Genomic DNA, 16,896 nt, shown 5'->3' on the forward strand with positions numbered 1-16,896 from the left:
TTAAATGACGGCCTTTTCAAGAAACGGGCGGTTTTCGACGATGCGTTCATAGCCGACTTCGCTGAGGTCCAGCGTGCGATAGCCACCGTAGATGATCAGTTCGGACACAGCGCGGCCCGCAGCGGGGCCTTGTTGCAGGCCGTGGCCGGAGAAACCGTTGGCGAAGACAAAGTTGCGCACCTGTGGATGGCGGCCCACGACAAGGTTGTGGTCGAGGGTGTTGAAATCGTAGTGGCCCGCCCATTGGTTGACGACTTTGATCGCCTCAAACCCCTGCGCGCGGTTGGCCAGCGCGGGCCAGATGATGTCTTCAAATTCTTCATAGCGGGGCTCAAAATCATCCCAATCCACGGCGGGGTCTTCGACGGGGACGGCCCCTGTCAGGAAAAAGCGGCCCTCGGGGCGGCAGAACACGCCGGAGGGGTCGATCATCAACGGCAGGCGGCCTTGGTTGACGGTGGCGCTGCCTTCCGGGGATTTGGCGCAGTCGAACACGAATAGGGTGCGTTTGCGGGGCTCGACGGGGATGTCGAGACCAGCCATCCGGGCGGTGAGGGCGGCGCGGGGGCCGGAGGCGTTCACTACGGTTCCGGCTTGGATCGTGGCGCCGGATTTGAGCGTGACAGAGGTGACGGTATCGGCAGCGCGACCGATGGCCGTGACCTCATCGGTGATCACATCGGCCCCCAAGGACCGCGCCTTATTGCGGAAGCCGGACATGATGCCGGTGTTGTTGAACCAGCCTTCGCCGGATTGGCCGTAGCTTGCCAGCCGGATATCGTCGACATTCAGGTGCGGGAAGGCTGTGGCCAGTTGGTCTTGATCCCACAGCACGGTATCGGCCCCGCAGGCGCGCTGCACCTCGTGGCTTTCGCGCAGGATTTGTTCCTGTTCGGGGGTGCCTGCGAGGTAAAGATAGCCGCCGGAGTGGAAATTCAGGTCAGGCTTGTCGTCACCGACCTGCATGGTTTCCGGGAAATCTTTGATGAACTGATAGCCGAACTGGCTGATCTTCACGTTGATCGCATTGGAGAACTGGGTGCGGATTGAGGCTGCCGACAGCGAGGTCGAGGCCTTGGCATAGGTCGGGTCACGCTCGACCACCAGAACCGAGCCGTTGAAATCCGGGTTCGCCATCAGGAAATAGGCCACAGCCGAGCCGATCACCGCCCCGCCCACGATCACCACATCATACTGCGTTTTCATTTTGTATCCTTATCGTCGGGGTGTCCCAAATCTACAAACCAACCGCCCAGATGCCGCACGGCGGGGGCTTTCGGATCGGGCATGTCAGTGCGCGCCTCTACCCCGGCGCGGAAGGGTTCTGACGTGTCTTTTGCCTGATAGCCGAGGTGCGCCGCAAGGCGATTGTCGACGGTTTTCACGGTGTTATCCGACAGCCCGAAGCTGACGGTGAAGCCCACGCGCGGGGCGGTCAGGGCGGCGGTAACAAGGCGGATGCAGTCGTCGAAGGACAGGTAGGACCACAGCATCCGGCGGTCTGCGGGTTCGGGGAACGACGAGAAGATGCGCAGTGCTGCGGTTTCAATCCCGAATTTGTCCCAGTAGAGGCGGCCCAAGTCTTCGACGAAGCATTTCGACAGGCCATAGAGGCCGTCGGGGCGGTGCGGGGCATTGGCGTCGATCTGGGTTTCTAAGTCGTGATAGCCGATGGCATGGACGGAGGAGGCGTAGACTATGCGTTTGACGCCCGCTTTGCGCGCGCCTTCGTAGATGTGATAGCTGCCGCGAATGTTGGCGTTGAGGATGCTATCCCAAGACCGCTCCATCGGAACGCCGCCGAAATGCACAATAACGTCAATGCCTTGGGTGAGGGACAGGATCGCGGATTCATCGGCGAGGTCGCAGATGATGGCGTCTTCATTGGGTTGCAGGTCTTTGATCTCGGCCACATCCGCCAGCCGCAGGCGCCGCGCCAAGGGTGCCAGACCCCGGCGCAATTCGGTGCCCAAACGGCCCGCCGCGCCGGTGATCAGAATGGTGTCAAAGCGCGGGGTCATTTTGTCTCCAGCGCCGCGACTGCGGTTTTGATGCGGCTGATCGCTTCGGCCAAAACCGCGTCAGAGGTGGCGGTGGAGATGCGGAAGAACGGCGAGAGGCCATAGGCTGCGCCGGGGACGGCAGCGACGCGGGCTTCGGTCAGCAGGTATTGGGTGACGGCAGTGTCGTCGGTAAGGGTTTCGCCTTTGGGCGTGCGCTTTCCGATCAGGCCCGCGCAACCGATATAGGCGTAGAACGCGCCTTCGGGCGGGGCGAGGCTCAGGCCAGGGATGGTTTTGATGCCCGTGACGACCAGATCGCGGCGACGTTCAAAGGCGGTGCGGAACTGGGCGGTGCAATCTTGTGGGCCGGTCAGCGCGGCGAGGGCTGCCGCTTGCATTGGCGCGGCTACCGAGGTGACGGATTGGCTTTGCACGGTGTTCATCGCTTTGATGAGGGGGGCTGGGCCTGCCGCGTAACCGACACGCCAGCCGGTCATCGCATAGGCTTTCGCCACGCCGTTGACGATCAGGCTGCGGTCGCGGAGGTCTGGGCAGGCGGCGGCGAAGCTGACGAATTGTCGGCCATCAAACAGGATGTGTTCGTAGATTTCATCCGACAGGATCAGCACTTGCGGGTGGCGGGCGAGGACTGCGCCCAAGGCCTGCAACTCTGCCGCCGAGTAGACCGCGCCCGAGGGGTTGCCCGGCATGTTCAGAAACAGCCATTTGGTGCGGGGGGTGATGGCGGCCTCCAGCAGGTCCGGCGTCAGGCGGAAGCCGGTTTCCGCCGGGCACGCGGGGGTGATCGGCACGCCGCCCAGCAGTTTGACCATCTCGGGGTAGGACACGAAATAGGGGGTCGGCAAGATGGCTTCGTCGCCGGGATTTAGCGTCGCCAGTAGCGCGTTGAAGATGATCTGCTTGGCACCATTGGCGACGGTGATTTCATCGGCACTATAGTCCAAGCCGTTCTCGCGCCTGAGTTTTTCCGCCACCGCTGCCCGCAGCGCAGGGGTGCCTGCCGATGCAGTATAGAGTGTCTCGCCCGCCGCCGCCGCTTTGAACGCCGCTTCCACCACATGCGCGGGGGTTGGGAAATCGGGCTCTCCTAAGCCTAGGTCGATCACGTCGACACCCTGCGCGCGCAGGGCTTTGGCGGCCATCGACACCGCCATTGAGGCCGAGGGTTTCACCACCGCTAGCCGATCCGCAACGTAATTCATGGCTTGTTCCCCAAATCTTGGCCCGTCACATAACCCTTGGCGGCATCATCCGCCCGCGCATCCGCATTGCGCGCTTCCGGCGCACCGTAGCCGCCGCCACCGGGAAGATGAAGGATCAACCGACGCCCCTGCGGCACATGCTGCCAGCCTTTCGGCTTAAGCTGGGTGCCATCATCCAGCGCCACGATGCCAGCCGCCCCTGCCCCGCCGCCGTCGCGGCCCGCTGCCGGGTGATTGACGCGATCAAACATTGCCGAGAAGTCGAATTCGTGACCCGGTGCAGGTTCGATTTCGATGATCTGCCCCAAGCCGCCGCGAAACTGGCCATCGCCGCCGGAGTCGGGTCGCAGCTCCTTACGCCAGACCACGATCGGCCCGGTATGCTCGGTCGCCTCAATCGGCATGGTCATCACGCCGGAGGGGAAGGCGGTGGCGGACAGCCCATCGAGGCTAGGACGCGCGCCCATGCCGCCGGAGTTGAACATCAGGATTTCGGCGCGCCGCCCTTTGGTTCCGGCGACAGGGCGCACCGACATATGGATATTCCATAGGGCCGCAGCCCCTTCGGCCAGCACCTGCCCCGGCAGGGCTTTCGCCAAAGCGCCCAGCACCAGATCGGGCACCATATGGCCGATGACGTGCCGCACAGCGACCGGCGCAGGCCGTGCGGCGTTCAGGATATTTTCGGGCGCGGAAATGGTGAACAGGGCAAGCGAGGCCCAGTTGTTCGGAATATCGGGGGCGATCACGCATTTCAACGCATAGCAGGCATAGGCCTTGGTGTAGATGATCGGCACGTTGATGCCGTAGCGGCTGGCGGGATCAGAGCCTGCGAAATCGACGTTAACCTGATCGCCTTTGATCTCGACCTGCGCCACCAGTTTCACGGGGGCGTCATAGCCATCGGTCAAGAGTTCATTCGTCCAAGCGCCTTGCGGCAAAGCGCGGATACGCTCCAAAGTCGCAGCATGGGTGCGGGAGAAGATGAAATCGCCCAAGGCATTGAGCGAGGTGAGGCCGATTTCCTGCATCATCGCCACAAGGCGGCGGTGGCCGACATCATTGCAGGCGGCGAGCGAGTAGAAATCGCCCACCACCTGATTGGGTTCGCGCACATTGGCGCGCAGCAGGCGCACGAGGTCGGCATTCACCACACCCTTGTCGGCAAATTTCATGATCGGAATCTGGATGCCTTCTTCATAGACCGACTTGGCATCCGCGCCAAAGCCCCTGCCCCCGACATCGACCACATGCGCGGTGCAGGCGAAGAAACCGACCAATTCCGCGCCAAGGAACGAGGGCGAAACCATGGTGATATCATGCAGATGCCCGGTGCCCTTCCAGGGGTCATTCGTCACATAGGTATCGCCCGCAAACATATTTTCCCGGCCAATTTCCGCGATGAAATGCAGCACCGCCTCGGCCATCGTATTCACATGCCCGGGCGTGCCGGTGACAGCCTGCGCCAGCATCCGGCCCTGTGGGCCAAAGACTCCGGCGGACAAATCGCCCGCTTCCCGCACGCTAGTGGAAAATGCCGTGCGCAACAGGGTCAGCGCCTGTTCCTCAACCACCGAGATCAGGCGGTTCCACATCACCTGCATCCGAATATCGCGGGTCTGGTCACTCATCGCGCACCCCCTTTGCGGCTCAACAGCAAGCTGCCGTCACTTTGCATCACCACGTCGAAAGGCGCGGTGACGACGGTGGAGGTTTCACGTTCGACAATCACCGCCGGGCCTTGCACGCGCGCTCCGGGGCGCAAGTCCCTGCGATCTATGATTGCGGTCTCCATGAACTCCCCCCGAGACGGGTCGAACACCGGACGTGAGAGTTTGCGCCCAACCTCCGACCCGCCCGAGATGAGTGCGATCTGGTCAGGCGCAGCACGCTGGTCTTGCGCCTTGACCGACCATGTGACGATTTCAATTTCCAAGCCATCCAGACCCTCAATCGCCCGACCAAAGAACCGCGCGTAATTCTCGCAGAACTTTTCGCGCAGCATGTCGGCATCAGCATCGGTAAAATTGCGGTCCGGCAGCGTGACGGGAATCTCCCACCCCTGCCCGACATAGCGCATGAACGCCGTGATCTCGCACTGGATCGCAGCGCTGGTGCCTGCGCGCACGAAACCCGTCGCCGTAGCCTTCAACCCCACGATCAAGGCGTTCACCGCCGCCGCCTGAAACGCCGCCAGCCGCAGGATATGCGAGGCCAAAGCCTCATAGCCAAATGGGGCTTTCAGGAAGCCGATGGCGGAACCAACCCCCGCACCGACCGGGATCAGGCATTGGTCGATGCCCAGTTTCTCGCAGAGGCGGGCGGCGTGCAGGGGGGCGGCACCACCGAAAGCGATCATCACATTGTCCGAGATATTCTTGCCGTTTTCCACCGCATGAACGCGGGCGGCGTTGGCCATATTCTCATCGACCACCTCGCAGATGCCAAAGGCGGCAGAGGTGGCGTCGAGGTTGAGTTTGTCGCCGACATCGCGCAGGATTGCGCCACTTGCAGCATCGGTGGAAAGCCTGATCGCGCCGCCTGCGAAGTTATCGGCATCAAGTTTGCCCAGCACCAAATCAGCATCTGTGATCGCGGGATGCACCCCCCCGCGCTGGTAACATGCGGGCCCCGGCTCTGACCCTGCCGACTCTGGCCCGGTCTGAATCCGCCCCATCGCATCGACCCACGCCAGAGAACCGCCCCCCGCGCCGATCTCGATCATCTCGATCACCGGGATCGAAATCGGCATCCCGGAACCTTTGGCAAAGCGATAGGTCCGCGCCACCTCAAAGCTGCGGGCGGTTTTGGGGGCGTAGTCTTCGATCAGGCAAATCTTCGCGGTGGTGCCGCCCATGTCATAGCTGACGACCTTTTGCAGCCCGAACCTTTGCGCCACATCGGCGGCGAAAATCGCGCCCCCGGCTGGGCCGCTTTCGACCAAGCGCACCGGGAATTCTGAGGCGGTTTCCACAGAAATCAAACCGCCGCCCGAGTGGATCATGAACACCGGGCAACCCGCGCCCAAAGCCTTCAGCCGCGCCTGCAACCGGGTCAGATAATCCGCCATTTGCGGGCGGACATAGGCATTGGCGCAGACGGTGTTGAAGCGTTCAAACTCGCGCATTTGCGGCGAGACTTCGGCGGAAATGCTGATCGGAACTGCGACCTTCGCCGCAATTATCTCCCGCGCCCGCTGCTCATGTGCGGGGTTCATGTAGGAATGAATGAAGCCAATCGCCACTGCGCCAAAGCCAGCGTCGGCGATGTGATCTGCCAAAGTTTCTAGGGCTGCTTCGTCGAGCGGGGCGAGCTCCTGCCCCTGTGCGCCGATGCGGCCCCGTATGGCAAAACGATCCTCACGCGGGATCAGTGGTTTGGGCAGAACCATGTTCAGATCATACTGCGCAAAGCGATTTTCCGTGCGCATTTCAATGACATCGCGGAAACCTTCGGTGGTGACAAAGGCGGTCTTTGCCCCCCGGCGTTCGATCAAGGCGTTGGTCGCCAAAGTGGTGCCGTGGATCACGATATCTAGATCGGCGAGGGTAATTTCGGCCTCAGCCAGCACCACGTCGATGCCGTCAAGGATGGCTTGTTCCGGGGCTGCGTAGTTGGTCAGCACTTTGGTCGAGAACATCCGGCCCCGACATTCCAGCGCAATATCGGTGAAGGTGCCGCCGATGTCCGCGCCCAAACGGATGGGCGCGCTCATGCCTTGGCCGCCTGCGCTGCGGCGCGCATTTGGGATAGGGTTTGGCGCGGGGTGATGGCTTCGGGGGATACGTTGAGGTCCAGCACCGCGCCTGAGTCCGAGGCCAAGGCGCGGGCAAAGGCGGCGGCGAAATCCTCAGTGCGCTCTACCCGTTCGGCGTGGAAACCGTAGGCGCGGGCGAGGGCTGCAAAGTCGGGGTTCACCATCGTGGTGCCAGAAACCCGCGCCGGGTAGTGGCGTTCCTGATGGGCGCGAATGGTGCCGTAGATGCCGTTATTGACGATCAGAATGATCGGCTGCGCGTCTGCTTGGGCGGCGGTGGCGAGCTCTTGGCAGTTCATTTGAAAATCGCCGTCTCCGGCAAAACAGACCACACGGCGGGCGGGATAGGCCACCTTGGCGGCAATCGCCGCAGGCACACCGTAGCCCATAGCACCCGATTGCGGGGCAAGCAGGCGGGCATTTTTTCCGAATTTGAAAAACTTATTCGGCCAGACCGTGAAATTCCCCGCGCCATTGGTCAGGATCACATCTTCGGGCAGGATTTCGCGCAAATGAGCGGTGACGGCGACCATATCCACCGGGGAGGGCTGGGCGGGGGCATTGAAGCTGGCCTCGTAGGCTGCGCGGGCGTTGCTGCGCCAGTCGGACCATGCGCCTTGCAGCGGGGTGAGGGTGCTGGCGAAGGCGTTGGGGCCGGAGTGGATGCCGATAACTGGCTGATAAATCTTGCCGATTTCACGATCAGATCCATGCACATGGATCAATTTCTGCACTGGGTTCGGCACCGAAAGCAGGGTGTAACCATCGGTTGTCATCTCACCAAACCGCACGTTGATCGCGAGGATTACATCGGCGTCGCAGATCAGGGCTTTGGCATGGGGCAGCATCCCGACGCTCGCTTCACCCGTGAAGACGGGGGAAAAGTTGTCGAACTGATCCTGAAACCGGAAGGCGGCCAGCACGGGAATATCCGAGGTTTCTGCGAAATGCTGCAAGGCGGCGCGGCCTGTATCCGTCCAGTTGGTGCCGCCCATCAGGATCAGCGGCCGCTGCGCGGATGCAAGCAGGGCGAGGGTTTCAGCGATGGTGTCGGGAGACGCTGCAGGTTCCGCGATACGCGCGGGGGCGGTCAGCGGCGGGGTGTCGGTCAGGCTGGTCAGCATATCCTCGGGCAGTGCGATCACCACCGGGCCGGGGCGGCCTGTGGTGGCAGTGACCCAAGCGCGGGCGAGAATTTCGGGGATACGCTCGACCCGGTCAATCTCAACCGCCCATTTAGCCATCGTGCCGAACACCGCACGGTAGTCGAGTTCCTGAAACGCCTCGCGCCCCTTCATGTCGGTGCCAACCTGGCCGACGAACAGGATCATCGGTGATGAATCTTGCATCGCAGTATGCACGCCGATCGAGGCATTGGTCGCCCCCGGCCCGCGTGTGACCATGCAGATGCCGGGCGTTCCGGTCAGCTTGCCGTAGGCCGAAGCCATGAAAGCCGCACCGCCTTCGTTGCGGCAGAGGATGAAATCAAGCTGGCCTTGGGTGTCGTGCAGAGCGTCCAACACCGCAAGATAGCTTTCACCGGGAACGCCGAAGGCCTTGGATGCGCCCAAGGCAACCAAAGAGGAAACCAGTAACTGCCCGCCGTTTTGCATCGCCCGCCCCTTGATCACTTGGGTGTATCCTGCGCTGGCGCGGGGCAAAGGGAAATCAAGAAGTGTAAGCGATTGGCAAGTTTTACTTGTCCATATGCACTCGACCCGATGGCGTACCGCCGGATCAAATCGGTATCGAAACGCAAGTAAGTCTTAACAAAGACTTAAAACGCCCGCCCTAACCATATGATTCCAAAAGCATAAAAAAGGTCCCGAGTTGGGACCTTGGCAAAATCAAATCGCACAGACCTCGGACCGCGTTAGAAACCTTTGCTCGCGCCCATTGTCCAAGCTGAACATGCCACCCCGGCCCTTGACCACATCAATGATCAGATCGGTGTGCTTCCACAGCTCAAACTGGCTGCCCGAGATGTAGAACGGCATCCCGCCAATCTCGCCCAGTTTCACATCGCGATCCCCCAGCAGGAAATCGCCCTGCGGGTAGCACATCGGGGATGAGCCATCACAGCAGCCACCCGATTGATGAAACATCACCGGGCCGTGGTCGGCGACAATCTCAGCCAGCAGTTGCAGGGCCGCAGGCGTGGCGGTGACTTTATCGAGAACCTCAGTCATATCAGCCTCCCGGCAGGATGTGGGCGCGAGGCGAACCTCGCGCCCGATTGATCAGAAGAAGCCTAGCTTCTTGGGAGAGTAGCTGACCAACATATTTTTCGTCTGCTGGTAGTGATCCAGCATCATCTTGTGGTTTTCGCGCCCGATGCCGGACTGCTTATAGCCGCCGAAGGCCGCATGGGCGGGATAGGCGTGGTAGCAGTTGGTCCAGACCCGGCCTGCTTGCACGGCGCGGCCAAAGCGGTAGCAGGTGTTGGCCGAGCGGCTCCATACGCCTGCGCCCAGACCGTAGAGGGTGTCGTTGGCGATGCTGAGGGCTTCGTCGTCGTCTTTGAAGGTGGTGACAGAAACCACCGGGCCAAAGATCTCCTCTTGGAATACCCGCATCTTGTTGTTGCCCTTGAACACGGTTGGCTGCATGTAGAAGCCGCCTGCAAGGCCCCCCTGCATTTCACGGCGTGCGCCACCGGCCAGCACCTGCGCGCCTTCTTGGCGGCCGATGTCCATGTAGGACAGGATTTTCTCCAACTGTTCCGAAGACGCCTGCGCGCCGATCATCGTGGTGGGATCCAGCGGGTCGCCTGCGGTGATCGCGGCCACGCGCTTCAGGGCTTTTTCCATGAATTGATCATAGATCGACTCGTGGATCAAAGCGCGCGACGGGCAGGTGCAAACCTCACCTTGGTTCAGCGCGAACATCACAAAGCCTTCGATGGCTTTGTCGAAGTAATCGTCATCCTCGGCGCAGACGTCTTTGAAGAAAATGTTGGGGGATTTGCCGCCGAGTTCCAGCGTGACCGGGATCAGGTTCTGGCTGGCGTATTGCATGATCAGGCGGCCAGTGGTGGTTTCACCCGTAAAGGCGATCTTGGCGATGCGGTTGCTGGAGGCCAGCGGTTTACCTGCCTCAAGGCCAAAGCCGTTGACGATGTTCAACACGCCGGGCGGTAGCAGGTCGGCGACCAGTTCGGCGAAAACGAGGATCGAGGCCGGGGTTTGCTCCGCCGGTTTCAGCACGACGCAGTTGCCTGCGGCCAGCGCCGGGGCAAGTTTCCAGACCGCCATCAGCAGCGGGAAGTTCCACGGGATGATCTGGCCGACAACGCCCAAGGGTTCGTGGAAGTGGTAGGCGACGGTGTCGTGATCAATCTCGGACAGGCTGCCTTCCTGTGCGCGGATAGCGCCTGCGAAGTAGCGGAAGTGGTCGATGGCCAAGGGCAGGTCGGCGTGTGTCGTCTCACGGATCGGCTTGCCGTTATCCCAAGTTTCGGCCAGCGCCAGCAGGCCAAGGTTCTGCTCCATCACATCGGCGATCTTGTTCAGGATCACCGCGCGGGTGGCGACCGAGGAATTGCCCCACGCGGTCTTCGCTGCATGGGCGGCGTCGAGGGCTGCCTCAATATCCGCCGCTTCGGACCGCGCGATTTTGCAGATCACTTCGCCGGTGATCGGCGAGGTATTGTCAAAGGTTTTGCCCGATTGGGCAGGCACCCATTTGCCGCCGATAAAGTTGCCATAGGTCGCCTTGAACGGCGATTTAGACGTGCGGAAATGCTCCACCATGTTCATTGCTAGTCCTCCCAGACTGTGCGGCCGCCTCCTCGCGGCACTGGACTCAGGCTGCGCCTTTGGGCGGCGTCTGTCAGCAGGGGGGGAAGGGGATGTTCGGCGAAGTTGTCGCAGCGTTGCGACAGGTAGAAGGAAAACCTAGAGCAAGAGCGTCAGATCAGGCGGGGCCCCAGCTTACGATGGAAGGTGGCCCGGCTGATGCCAAGGTCGCGGGCGGCGGCGGAGACGTTGCCACCGGCGCGGGCAAGGGCGCGCATCAGCACGGCGCGTTCGCCGTCTTCCAAGGTTTCATGCTCGAAATGGCCCAGCACATCGGCGGCGGGACGGGGTTGGCGGGTCAGGTCGCCGGTCAGGCCAAGGTGGTGGCGGGCGGCGCGGGTGGCACCGATCACCAGATCGTCGTGATCGACGGCGAGCAGACCGCCCGGGGCGCGATCCCCCGGCACGAGCACCATACGGGCGGTGGGAAAGGCATCGCGGAAGGCTTGGGCTTCGATCTTTTGGGCAGTCTCGGTCACGGATTGGCTGATCAGCACCATGAAGCCTTCGGTCAGGTCGTTGCGGGCGGAGGAGACATCCAGCACCCCGGCGAGTTTGCCTTGCGGGCCGTAGATCGGGGCGCTCATGCAGGACAGGATGGTGTTGCGGGCAAAGAAATGTTGGTCGCGGTGGATGGTCACCACGCGCTCTTCGACCAAGCAGGTGCCGATGCCATTGGTGCCTTGCTCGGCTTCGGACCAGCGGGTGCCGGGCCAGAGCCCCCAGTCGGAGAAGACGGTGTCATCGACGGCAGCACCGCGACGTTCCAGGGGGACTCCATCAAGGTCGGCGAGGAGAACGCAGCAGCCGACGGCCCCAACGGCTTGGAACAGCCGATCAAGGCTCGGGGATGCGGCGCGGATCAGGGGGGCGGTGCGGTCGCGGGCGGCGGCGAGTTCTTGCGCGGTCATCCGGTCGGGTTGGCTGGGCTTGGTGGGGTCAAGGCCGTGCAGGCGGGCGGAACGGCTCCACGAGGCGACCACGGGGGACCGGGCAGCTTCGCCGCGGGCGAGGGCTGTCTCGATGGTGGTGAGGTGGTTTTCGGTGCCGCGCGGGATCATGGGGGACACACCGGTCGAGGAGGTTGGACAGGTAGGAGTATGTCTCTTGTCGGGATTAATTCAAGTGTGGCGCGAGCACGTGGGCGTGTCCACGCGCGGCACTTTTTTCGGTCTTTATAAATCAATGGGTTACACGCGCTGATTCATGTCCTGTTAAGAATTGCGCGTATACGCGCCGTGGCTTTGGTCGTGCTATGGCGCGGGCACAAGATAGGGGCGCGCGCCGCTTGGGTCATCCTCTGTGTTTAAATATCCCCGCCGGAGGCTCTTTTGGTTGGCCGCAGATGCCTGCGGCGGGCGTATTTTTAAAAGAGAAAATCCTTTAGAGCGTGTCCGCGATCCGGGTCTGTTGCTGGCGCTTTTGGCCGTCACGCAGCCATGCCACGGCGTAGAGGATCACCAAGCCGCCGCCGATCAGGGCGGTGTCGAGCAGGATGGAGGGCGGGTTCATCGCCTTGGTGACTTGCGCGATATACGCCAGCACGGTGCTGGTAGCGAACACCGGCAGCGAGTGTTGGCCGAGCAGGATCAGACCGGACACCTTCGGGCTGTTGGCCACGGTTTTCAGCACGGGCAAGGCGCTGAGGGCATAGGCGAGCGCCAGAATGTGCAACAGGCGCGGCAGGAAGATGAAGCTTTTCTCGAACGAGGTGAACACCGCCGGGAAATAGGCGTATTCGTGCAGCAACCAGAGGGTATGGCCGCCCCAATTCGCCACCCAGCCAATTTGCACCCAGAGGGCGGAGAGGATCAGAAACGCCCAAGCCAGTCGCAGCGGCCACTTGCGTACGGCCAACCAGCGGCGGTTTTGGCGGATGGCGATGCCGGTCAGCATCCCTGCAACAAACAGCACCTGCCACGAGAATGGGTTGAAGAACCAGCCGTTCGACAAGGGCCAAGTCGGCATGGTGAAGCGGGCCAGTCCCGCCACAAACCACATCAGCAACGAGCCCGCCATCAGCGCCCTAGGCCAGCGGACGGCCAGCGCCAACAGCGCCGGAGCCCAGAGCATCAGCACGACATAAAGCGGCAGGATATCGGCATAGGCGAACTGGTGGCCAAGGGTGGAGAGCGGCAGGGCAAAGCCATCCATATTCTCAAGCGCGGGGGCGATGTTGCGCTTGATCGCCATTTTGGCCACTTCGGAATCGTGCTGGGTGAAGACGAACAGCGCCAGGATGCAGGCCACGACCAGCACGTGCACCCACCACAGAGTGAAGGCGCGCTTCCACGGGCGCAAAGCCTCGGGCCAGCTTGCGCCGCGCAGGAACACCGCGCCATAGGCCAGCCCGGTGGCCATGCCCGACATCAGCACGAAGCCTTCGGCGCCATCGGAAAAGCCGAAGTTGCGTGAGGTCAGATGCTCCCAGATCGTGCCGGGAATGTGGTTGATATAGATCATCACCAACGCGATGCCGCGCAGCAGATCAATCCGGTAATCCCGGACGCGTGCAGGTTCAGCCAAGCTTGGCCTCCGCCAGCGGCGTGGCATTGGCGGCGGGGGCCGCGATCGACCATGCGGCAAGCACGGCATTATGGCGCGTCAGGATTGGCGGGATCGTGGTGTCTTCTGGCACCGGAAACGCATGAGGGCCTGCGGGATGGGAGGTCCACCAGATCAGCAGCGGTGCCGCCACCATCGGCAGCCCGACGGGCAACAGCCACAGCGTCAGCACCGGGGCCATCAGATGCGTGGCAATCAAACCCGAAAGACCAAGCCAAGAGATCCAGCTTCCGGCGGCCCAAGCCTCGGTTATATCCAATCCACCATCCCCCCGGTTGTTCGGTGGCCAGCCACCGTCGCGTCCCAGAAGCACCTGTAAAACCGAACGGCTTTGGAAAGCCATCAGAATCGGCGCGATGAGCGAGGAAAGCCCCAGCTCGACCAGCATGGCGCGCAAGGATCCGCCGATGCCGCCAAAACCGCGCACGCGTCCGGTGAAGATGGCATCGAGCGCCACAAGCAGTTTCGGCATCACCAGAAGGCCGAAGACGCCGACGGCAAGACCGATGGCTTTCGGGGTTTGGTCGTTGGGGAAGGTTGGGAACGGCCAGTTGGCCTCGGGGAAGTAATCGGGGATTTCGACCCAGTAGACGGCGGCAATCGAGGCCGCGATGAAGGCCAGCCAGATCAGGGGGGCGATATAGGCGAAGATGCCTTGGACAAAGACAAAGCGGCTCCATGGTTTCAGGCCGGGGGCTGTCAGCAGTTTGGCATGTTGCAGGTTGCCTTGGCACCAGCGGCGATCACGCTTGGCGTGGTCGATGATATTCTCGGGGCCTTCTTCATACGAGCCTTCAAGGTCATCATCCAGCCGCACCAGCCAGCCTGCGCGGGCGAGAAGGGCGGCCTCAACATAGTCATGGCTCATGATATGGCCGCCGAACGGGGCACGGCCCGGCAGTTCGGGCAGGCCGCAGCTTTCGGCCCAAGCGCGGATGCGGACGATGGCGTTGTGGCCCCAGAACGGGCCCGTGCGGCCTTGGGTGGCGGCGAGACCGCGCGCGAAGATCGGCGAGTGGAAGCCAGCAGCGAATTGCATGGCGCGGCCAAAGCGGGTGGTGGCGCCGACGACACGCGGCAGGGTTTGCAGCAGGGCGAGTTTGGGGGCGGCCTCAATGCGGCGGATCATCTCAATGATGGTGTCGCCTTCCATCAGGCTGTCGGCATCGAGGATCACCGCGTAATCCCATGCCGCCCCCGAGGAGGCGATGAATTCTTCGATATTGCCGGCCTTGCGGCCAGTGTTTTTCTCGCGCCGGCGGTAGAACATCCGGCCTTCGCCGTTTTGACGGGCCAGCAGGCGGGCGAACCAGTGTTGCTCTTGCAGCGCGATCTTGTCGTCGCGGGTATCGGACAGCACGGCGAAATCGACTTGCGCGGCGATGTGGGTGGCTTGGATCGAGGCGTCCATCGCGGCGATGCGGGCGAAGGTGATGCGGGGCTCTTCGTTGTAGACCGGGACGATGACCACGGTACGACCCTTGATCGCCCCAGCGATGCGGGCGACCGCGGGGCGTTGGCGCGCGGTCAGGCCAAGGAGCGCTGTGGCCGCGCCCCAAGCCAGCCACCAAGTGGAGAAGAAGATCAGGGTGCTGCGCAGCACGTCCAGAAAGCCCACACCGTCCGCAGCGCCGTAGATCTGAAACACCATGCCAGCGGCTGCGGCGGCCAGAACACTGGCCGCGATCGCCAAAGCGCGGGCGCTGATGGTGCGGTCGCGGGAGGGGGCGTTTTGGGCCATCGGATCAGCCGAGGCGGCGCAGGCCCGGGGCTACGGCCCAAAGCAAGCTGCGCACGGACCGCATGAAGCTGCCCGGCGGTGCGGTCAGCACTTGCTTTGGCATGGCAAGGGCGGCGCGCGGTGGAGCCATCAGATCGGCCAGCGTGGCTTGCTTGGCTGCGGGCTTTGCCCCGGTTTGAATGGTCACGTTCATGCATTCACCCATTGATAAAGCCAGTTTTCGGACAGTTTGCGGCCATATCCGGTGATATGAGCGCCCAATTCCACCGTGGCACCGGCGGTGGTGGAGACGTCCAGCACCAGACGCCAGAAATCGGTGCCGGGGATCTCAGACAGCGCCTGATGCGCGATTTCGCCACCGGAGATGGTGACGATGGCTTTGACCTCGGCCTCGGGTGGCAGCGCGGCGAGCAGGCCACCTTCGAAATCGACCACGAATTTACGGGTGCCATCGGTGTTGTCGACGCCCGAGACGCCGCCAATTCCGGCGCGGGTTTCTTTGACGAAGGCGATGTCAGCGTTGACATCAGCGGCCAAAGCGCCCCAGCGCAGGCGGTAGCTGAATTCCATCATCGTGCCGGGGACGGGTTTGGCCTCGGGCACCCAGAAAGTGACGATGTTATCGTTGACCTCTAGCGCGCTGGGGATTTCTACCAAACGCACAGCACCTTTGCCCCAATCGCCCAAGGGTTCAACCAACAAAGACGGGCGGCGTTCGTAATGCGCGCCGGCGTCTTGGTAGCTTTCAAAGTTACGGTCGCGCTGCATCAGCCCAAACGCGCGCGGGCTGGTTTCGGCGAAATACGATTCCGACAGGCGCGGCGGGTTGTTCAGCGGACGCCAGATATGGTCGCCATCGCCGCGATAGATCGCAAGGCCGTCGCTGTCGTGGACATTGGGGCGATAATCGTCGAAGGCGGCGCGGTTTTTTTCCGAGAACAGGAACATCGAGGTCAAAGGCGCGATGCCGATCTGATCGACCGCGTTGCGGAAGAACAACCGCGCGGTGACGTCGATTTCGGTCTCGGCCCCCGGGCGGATCACAAAGCGGTAAGCCCCGGTGCAGCTTTCGCTTTCGAGGGCTGCATAGACCGCGACTTCGCGGGCGAAGGGGGCCGGGGTTTCCAGCCAAAATTTCGAGAAACGCGGGAATTCTTCGGGTTTGCCAAGGCCGGTGTTGATCGCCAGACCACGCGCCGACAGACCATACGCGTTGTCACGACCCAAAGCGCGGAAATAGCTGGCCCCAAGGAAAGCCACGACTTCGTCGAACAGATCGGCGCGATTGAGCGGCGCGTTCAGGCGGAAACCTGCGACGCCCGGCAATGGCTCGTGTTTCGGCACACGGGCGGCGACAAGGTCGTAATAGCGGAAATCGTCGGTCGAGAAGGTCATCGGACGGGCCATGCCGTCTTTTGTCTCAAACATCTGCACGGGTTCGGCGAACAGCCAGCCCAAATGGAAGGCCTGCACGTTGAAGCCCGCCTTCGGCCCGGCCCAGCGGCCACGATCCGGGTTGAACTGCACGGCTTGGTAATCGTCATAGCTGAAGGTCGTGAAGAAGCCTTCAACCTTGGCAGGGGCTTGATGCGGCGTGGTCGCCCGTTGCTGCATTGCAGCGGTGAGAATGTCGAAACTGAACGGCTCTGCGTTGACGACTTTTGGGGTCGCCGCAGCGGGGGCTGCGGCGTCAGCCCAAGCGGCGTTGGACAGGCTTGTGCTGCATTGCAGCAATGCCGCCGTCCCCAGCAAAGCCAGGACAGAGCGGCGGTGAACGATCGCGGACAAACCCGGCTGACCCGGCATATTC

The 16,896-nt window shown here is 62.3% G+C and carries 13 protein-coding genes; all 13 read right to left on the bottom strand.

Annotated elements, in window-relative coordinates; translation table 11 throughout:
* Positions 1-1,206: an NAD(P)/FAD-dependent oxidoreductase gene (locus AKV04_RS07825; protein ID WP_054005904.1), complete on the bottom strand. Its 1,206-nt coding sequence runs from the start codon at positions 1,204-1,206 to the stop codon at positions 1-3.
* Positions 1,203-2,021, bottom strand: coding sequence for an NAD-dependent epimerase/dehydratase family protein (locus AKV04_RS07830; protein WP_054005905.1), 819 nt, complete (start codon positions 2,019-2,021; stop codon positions 1,203-1,205). The genes AKV04_RS07825 and AKV04_RS07830 overlap by 4 nt, the downstream gene beginning before the upstream one ends.
* Positions 2,018-3,226: a pyridoxal phosphate-dependent aminotransferase gene (locus AKV04_RS07835; RefSeq protein WP_054005906.1), complete on the bottom strand. Its 1,209-nt coding sequence runs from the start codon at positions 3,224-3,226 to the stop codon at positions 2,018-2,020. Before AKV04_RS07835 ends, AKV04_RS07830 begins: the two co-directional genes overlap by 4 nt.
* On the bottom strand, positions 3,223-4,857 hold the full coding sequence (locus tag AKV04_RS07840; RefSeq protein ID WP_054005907.1) for a hydantoinase B/oxoprolinase family protein: 1,635 nt from the start codon (positions 4,855-4,857) through the stop codon (positions 3,223-3,225). Before AKV04_RS07840 ends, AKV04_RS07835 begins: the two co-directional genes overlap by 4 nt.
* Complete coding sequence (locus AKV04_RS07845; protein WP_054005908.1) at positions 4,854-6,941, bottom strand: hydantoinase/oxoprolinase family protein; 2,088 nt, start codon at positions 6,939-6,941, stop codon at positions 4,854-4,856. The genes AKV04_RS07840 and AKV04_RS07845 overlap by 4 nt, the downstream gene beginning before the upstream one ends.
* Positions 6,938-8,596, bottom strand: a complete 1,659-nt coding sequence (locus AKV04_RS07850; RefSeq protein WP_054005934.1) for a thiamine pyrophosphate-dependent enzyme — start codon at positions 8,594-8,596, stop codon at positions 6,938-6,940. Before AKV04_RS07850 ends, AKV04_RS07845 begins: the two co-directional genes overlap by 4 nt.
* Before the next feature lie 234 nt (positions 8,597-8,830).
* Complete coding sequence (locus AKV04_RS07855; RefSeq protein ID WP_054005909.1) at positions 8,831-9,172, bottom strand: DUF779 domain-containing protein; 342 nt, start codon at positions 9,170-9,172, stop codon at positions 8,831-8,833.
* A gap of 51 nt (positions 9,173-9,223) precedes the next feature.
* Entirely contained in the window at positions 9,224-10,741 is a 1,518-nt protein-coding gene (adh, locus tag AKV04_RS07860; protein WP_054005910.1) for an aldehyde dehydrogenase, read from the bottom strand.
* 152 nt (positions 10,742-10,893) lie between these two features.
* Positions 10,894-11,841, bottom strand: coding sequence for a GAF domain-containing protein (locus AKV04_RS07865; protein WP_054005911.1), 948 nt, complete (start codon positions 11,839-11,841; stop codon positions 10,894-10,896).
* 322 nt (positions 11,842-12,163) lie between these two features.
* Entirely contained in the window at positions 12,164-13,306 is a 1,143-nt protein-coding gene (locus tag AKV04_RS07870; protein WP_054005912.1) for an OpgC family protein, read from the bottom strand.
* The gene (mdoH, locus tag AKV04_RS07875) at positions 13,299-15,086 is read right to left on the bottom strand and encodes a glucans biosynthesis glucosyltransferase MdoH (RefSeq protein ID WP_054005913.1); all 1,788 of its coding nucleotides are present in this window, start codon (positions 15,084-15,086) and stop codon (positions 13,299-13,301) included. Before mdoH ends, AKV04_RS07870 begins: the two co-directional genes overlap by 8 nt.
* A 4-nt stretch (positions 15,087-15,090) precedes the next feature.
* Positions 15,091-15,279: a hypothetical protein gene (locus AKV04_RS07880; RefSeq protein WP_054005914.1), complete on the bottom strand. Its 189-nt coding sequence runs from the start codon at positions 15,277-15,279 to the stop codon at positions 15,091-15,093.
* A complete protein-coding gene (locus tag AKV04_RS07885) occupies positions 15,276-16,892 on the bottom strand; it encodes a glucan biosynthesis protein (protein WP_054005915.1) in 1,617 nt (538 codons plus the stop codon). The genes AKV04_RS07880 and AKV04_RS07885 overlap by 4 nt, the downstream gene beginning before the upstream one ends.
* Between the last annotated feature and the right edge of the window lie 4 nt (positions 16,893-16,896).

The sequence above is a fragment of the Cypionkella psychrotolerans genome, assembly GCF_001294535.1.
Classification (GTDB): Bacteria; Pseudomonadota; Alphaproteobacteria; order Rhodobacterales; family Rhodobacteraceae; genus Cypionkella; species Cypionkella psychrotolerans.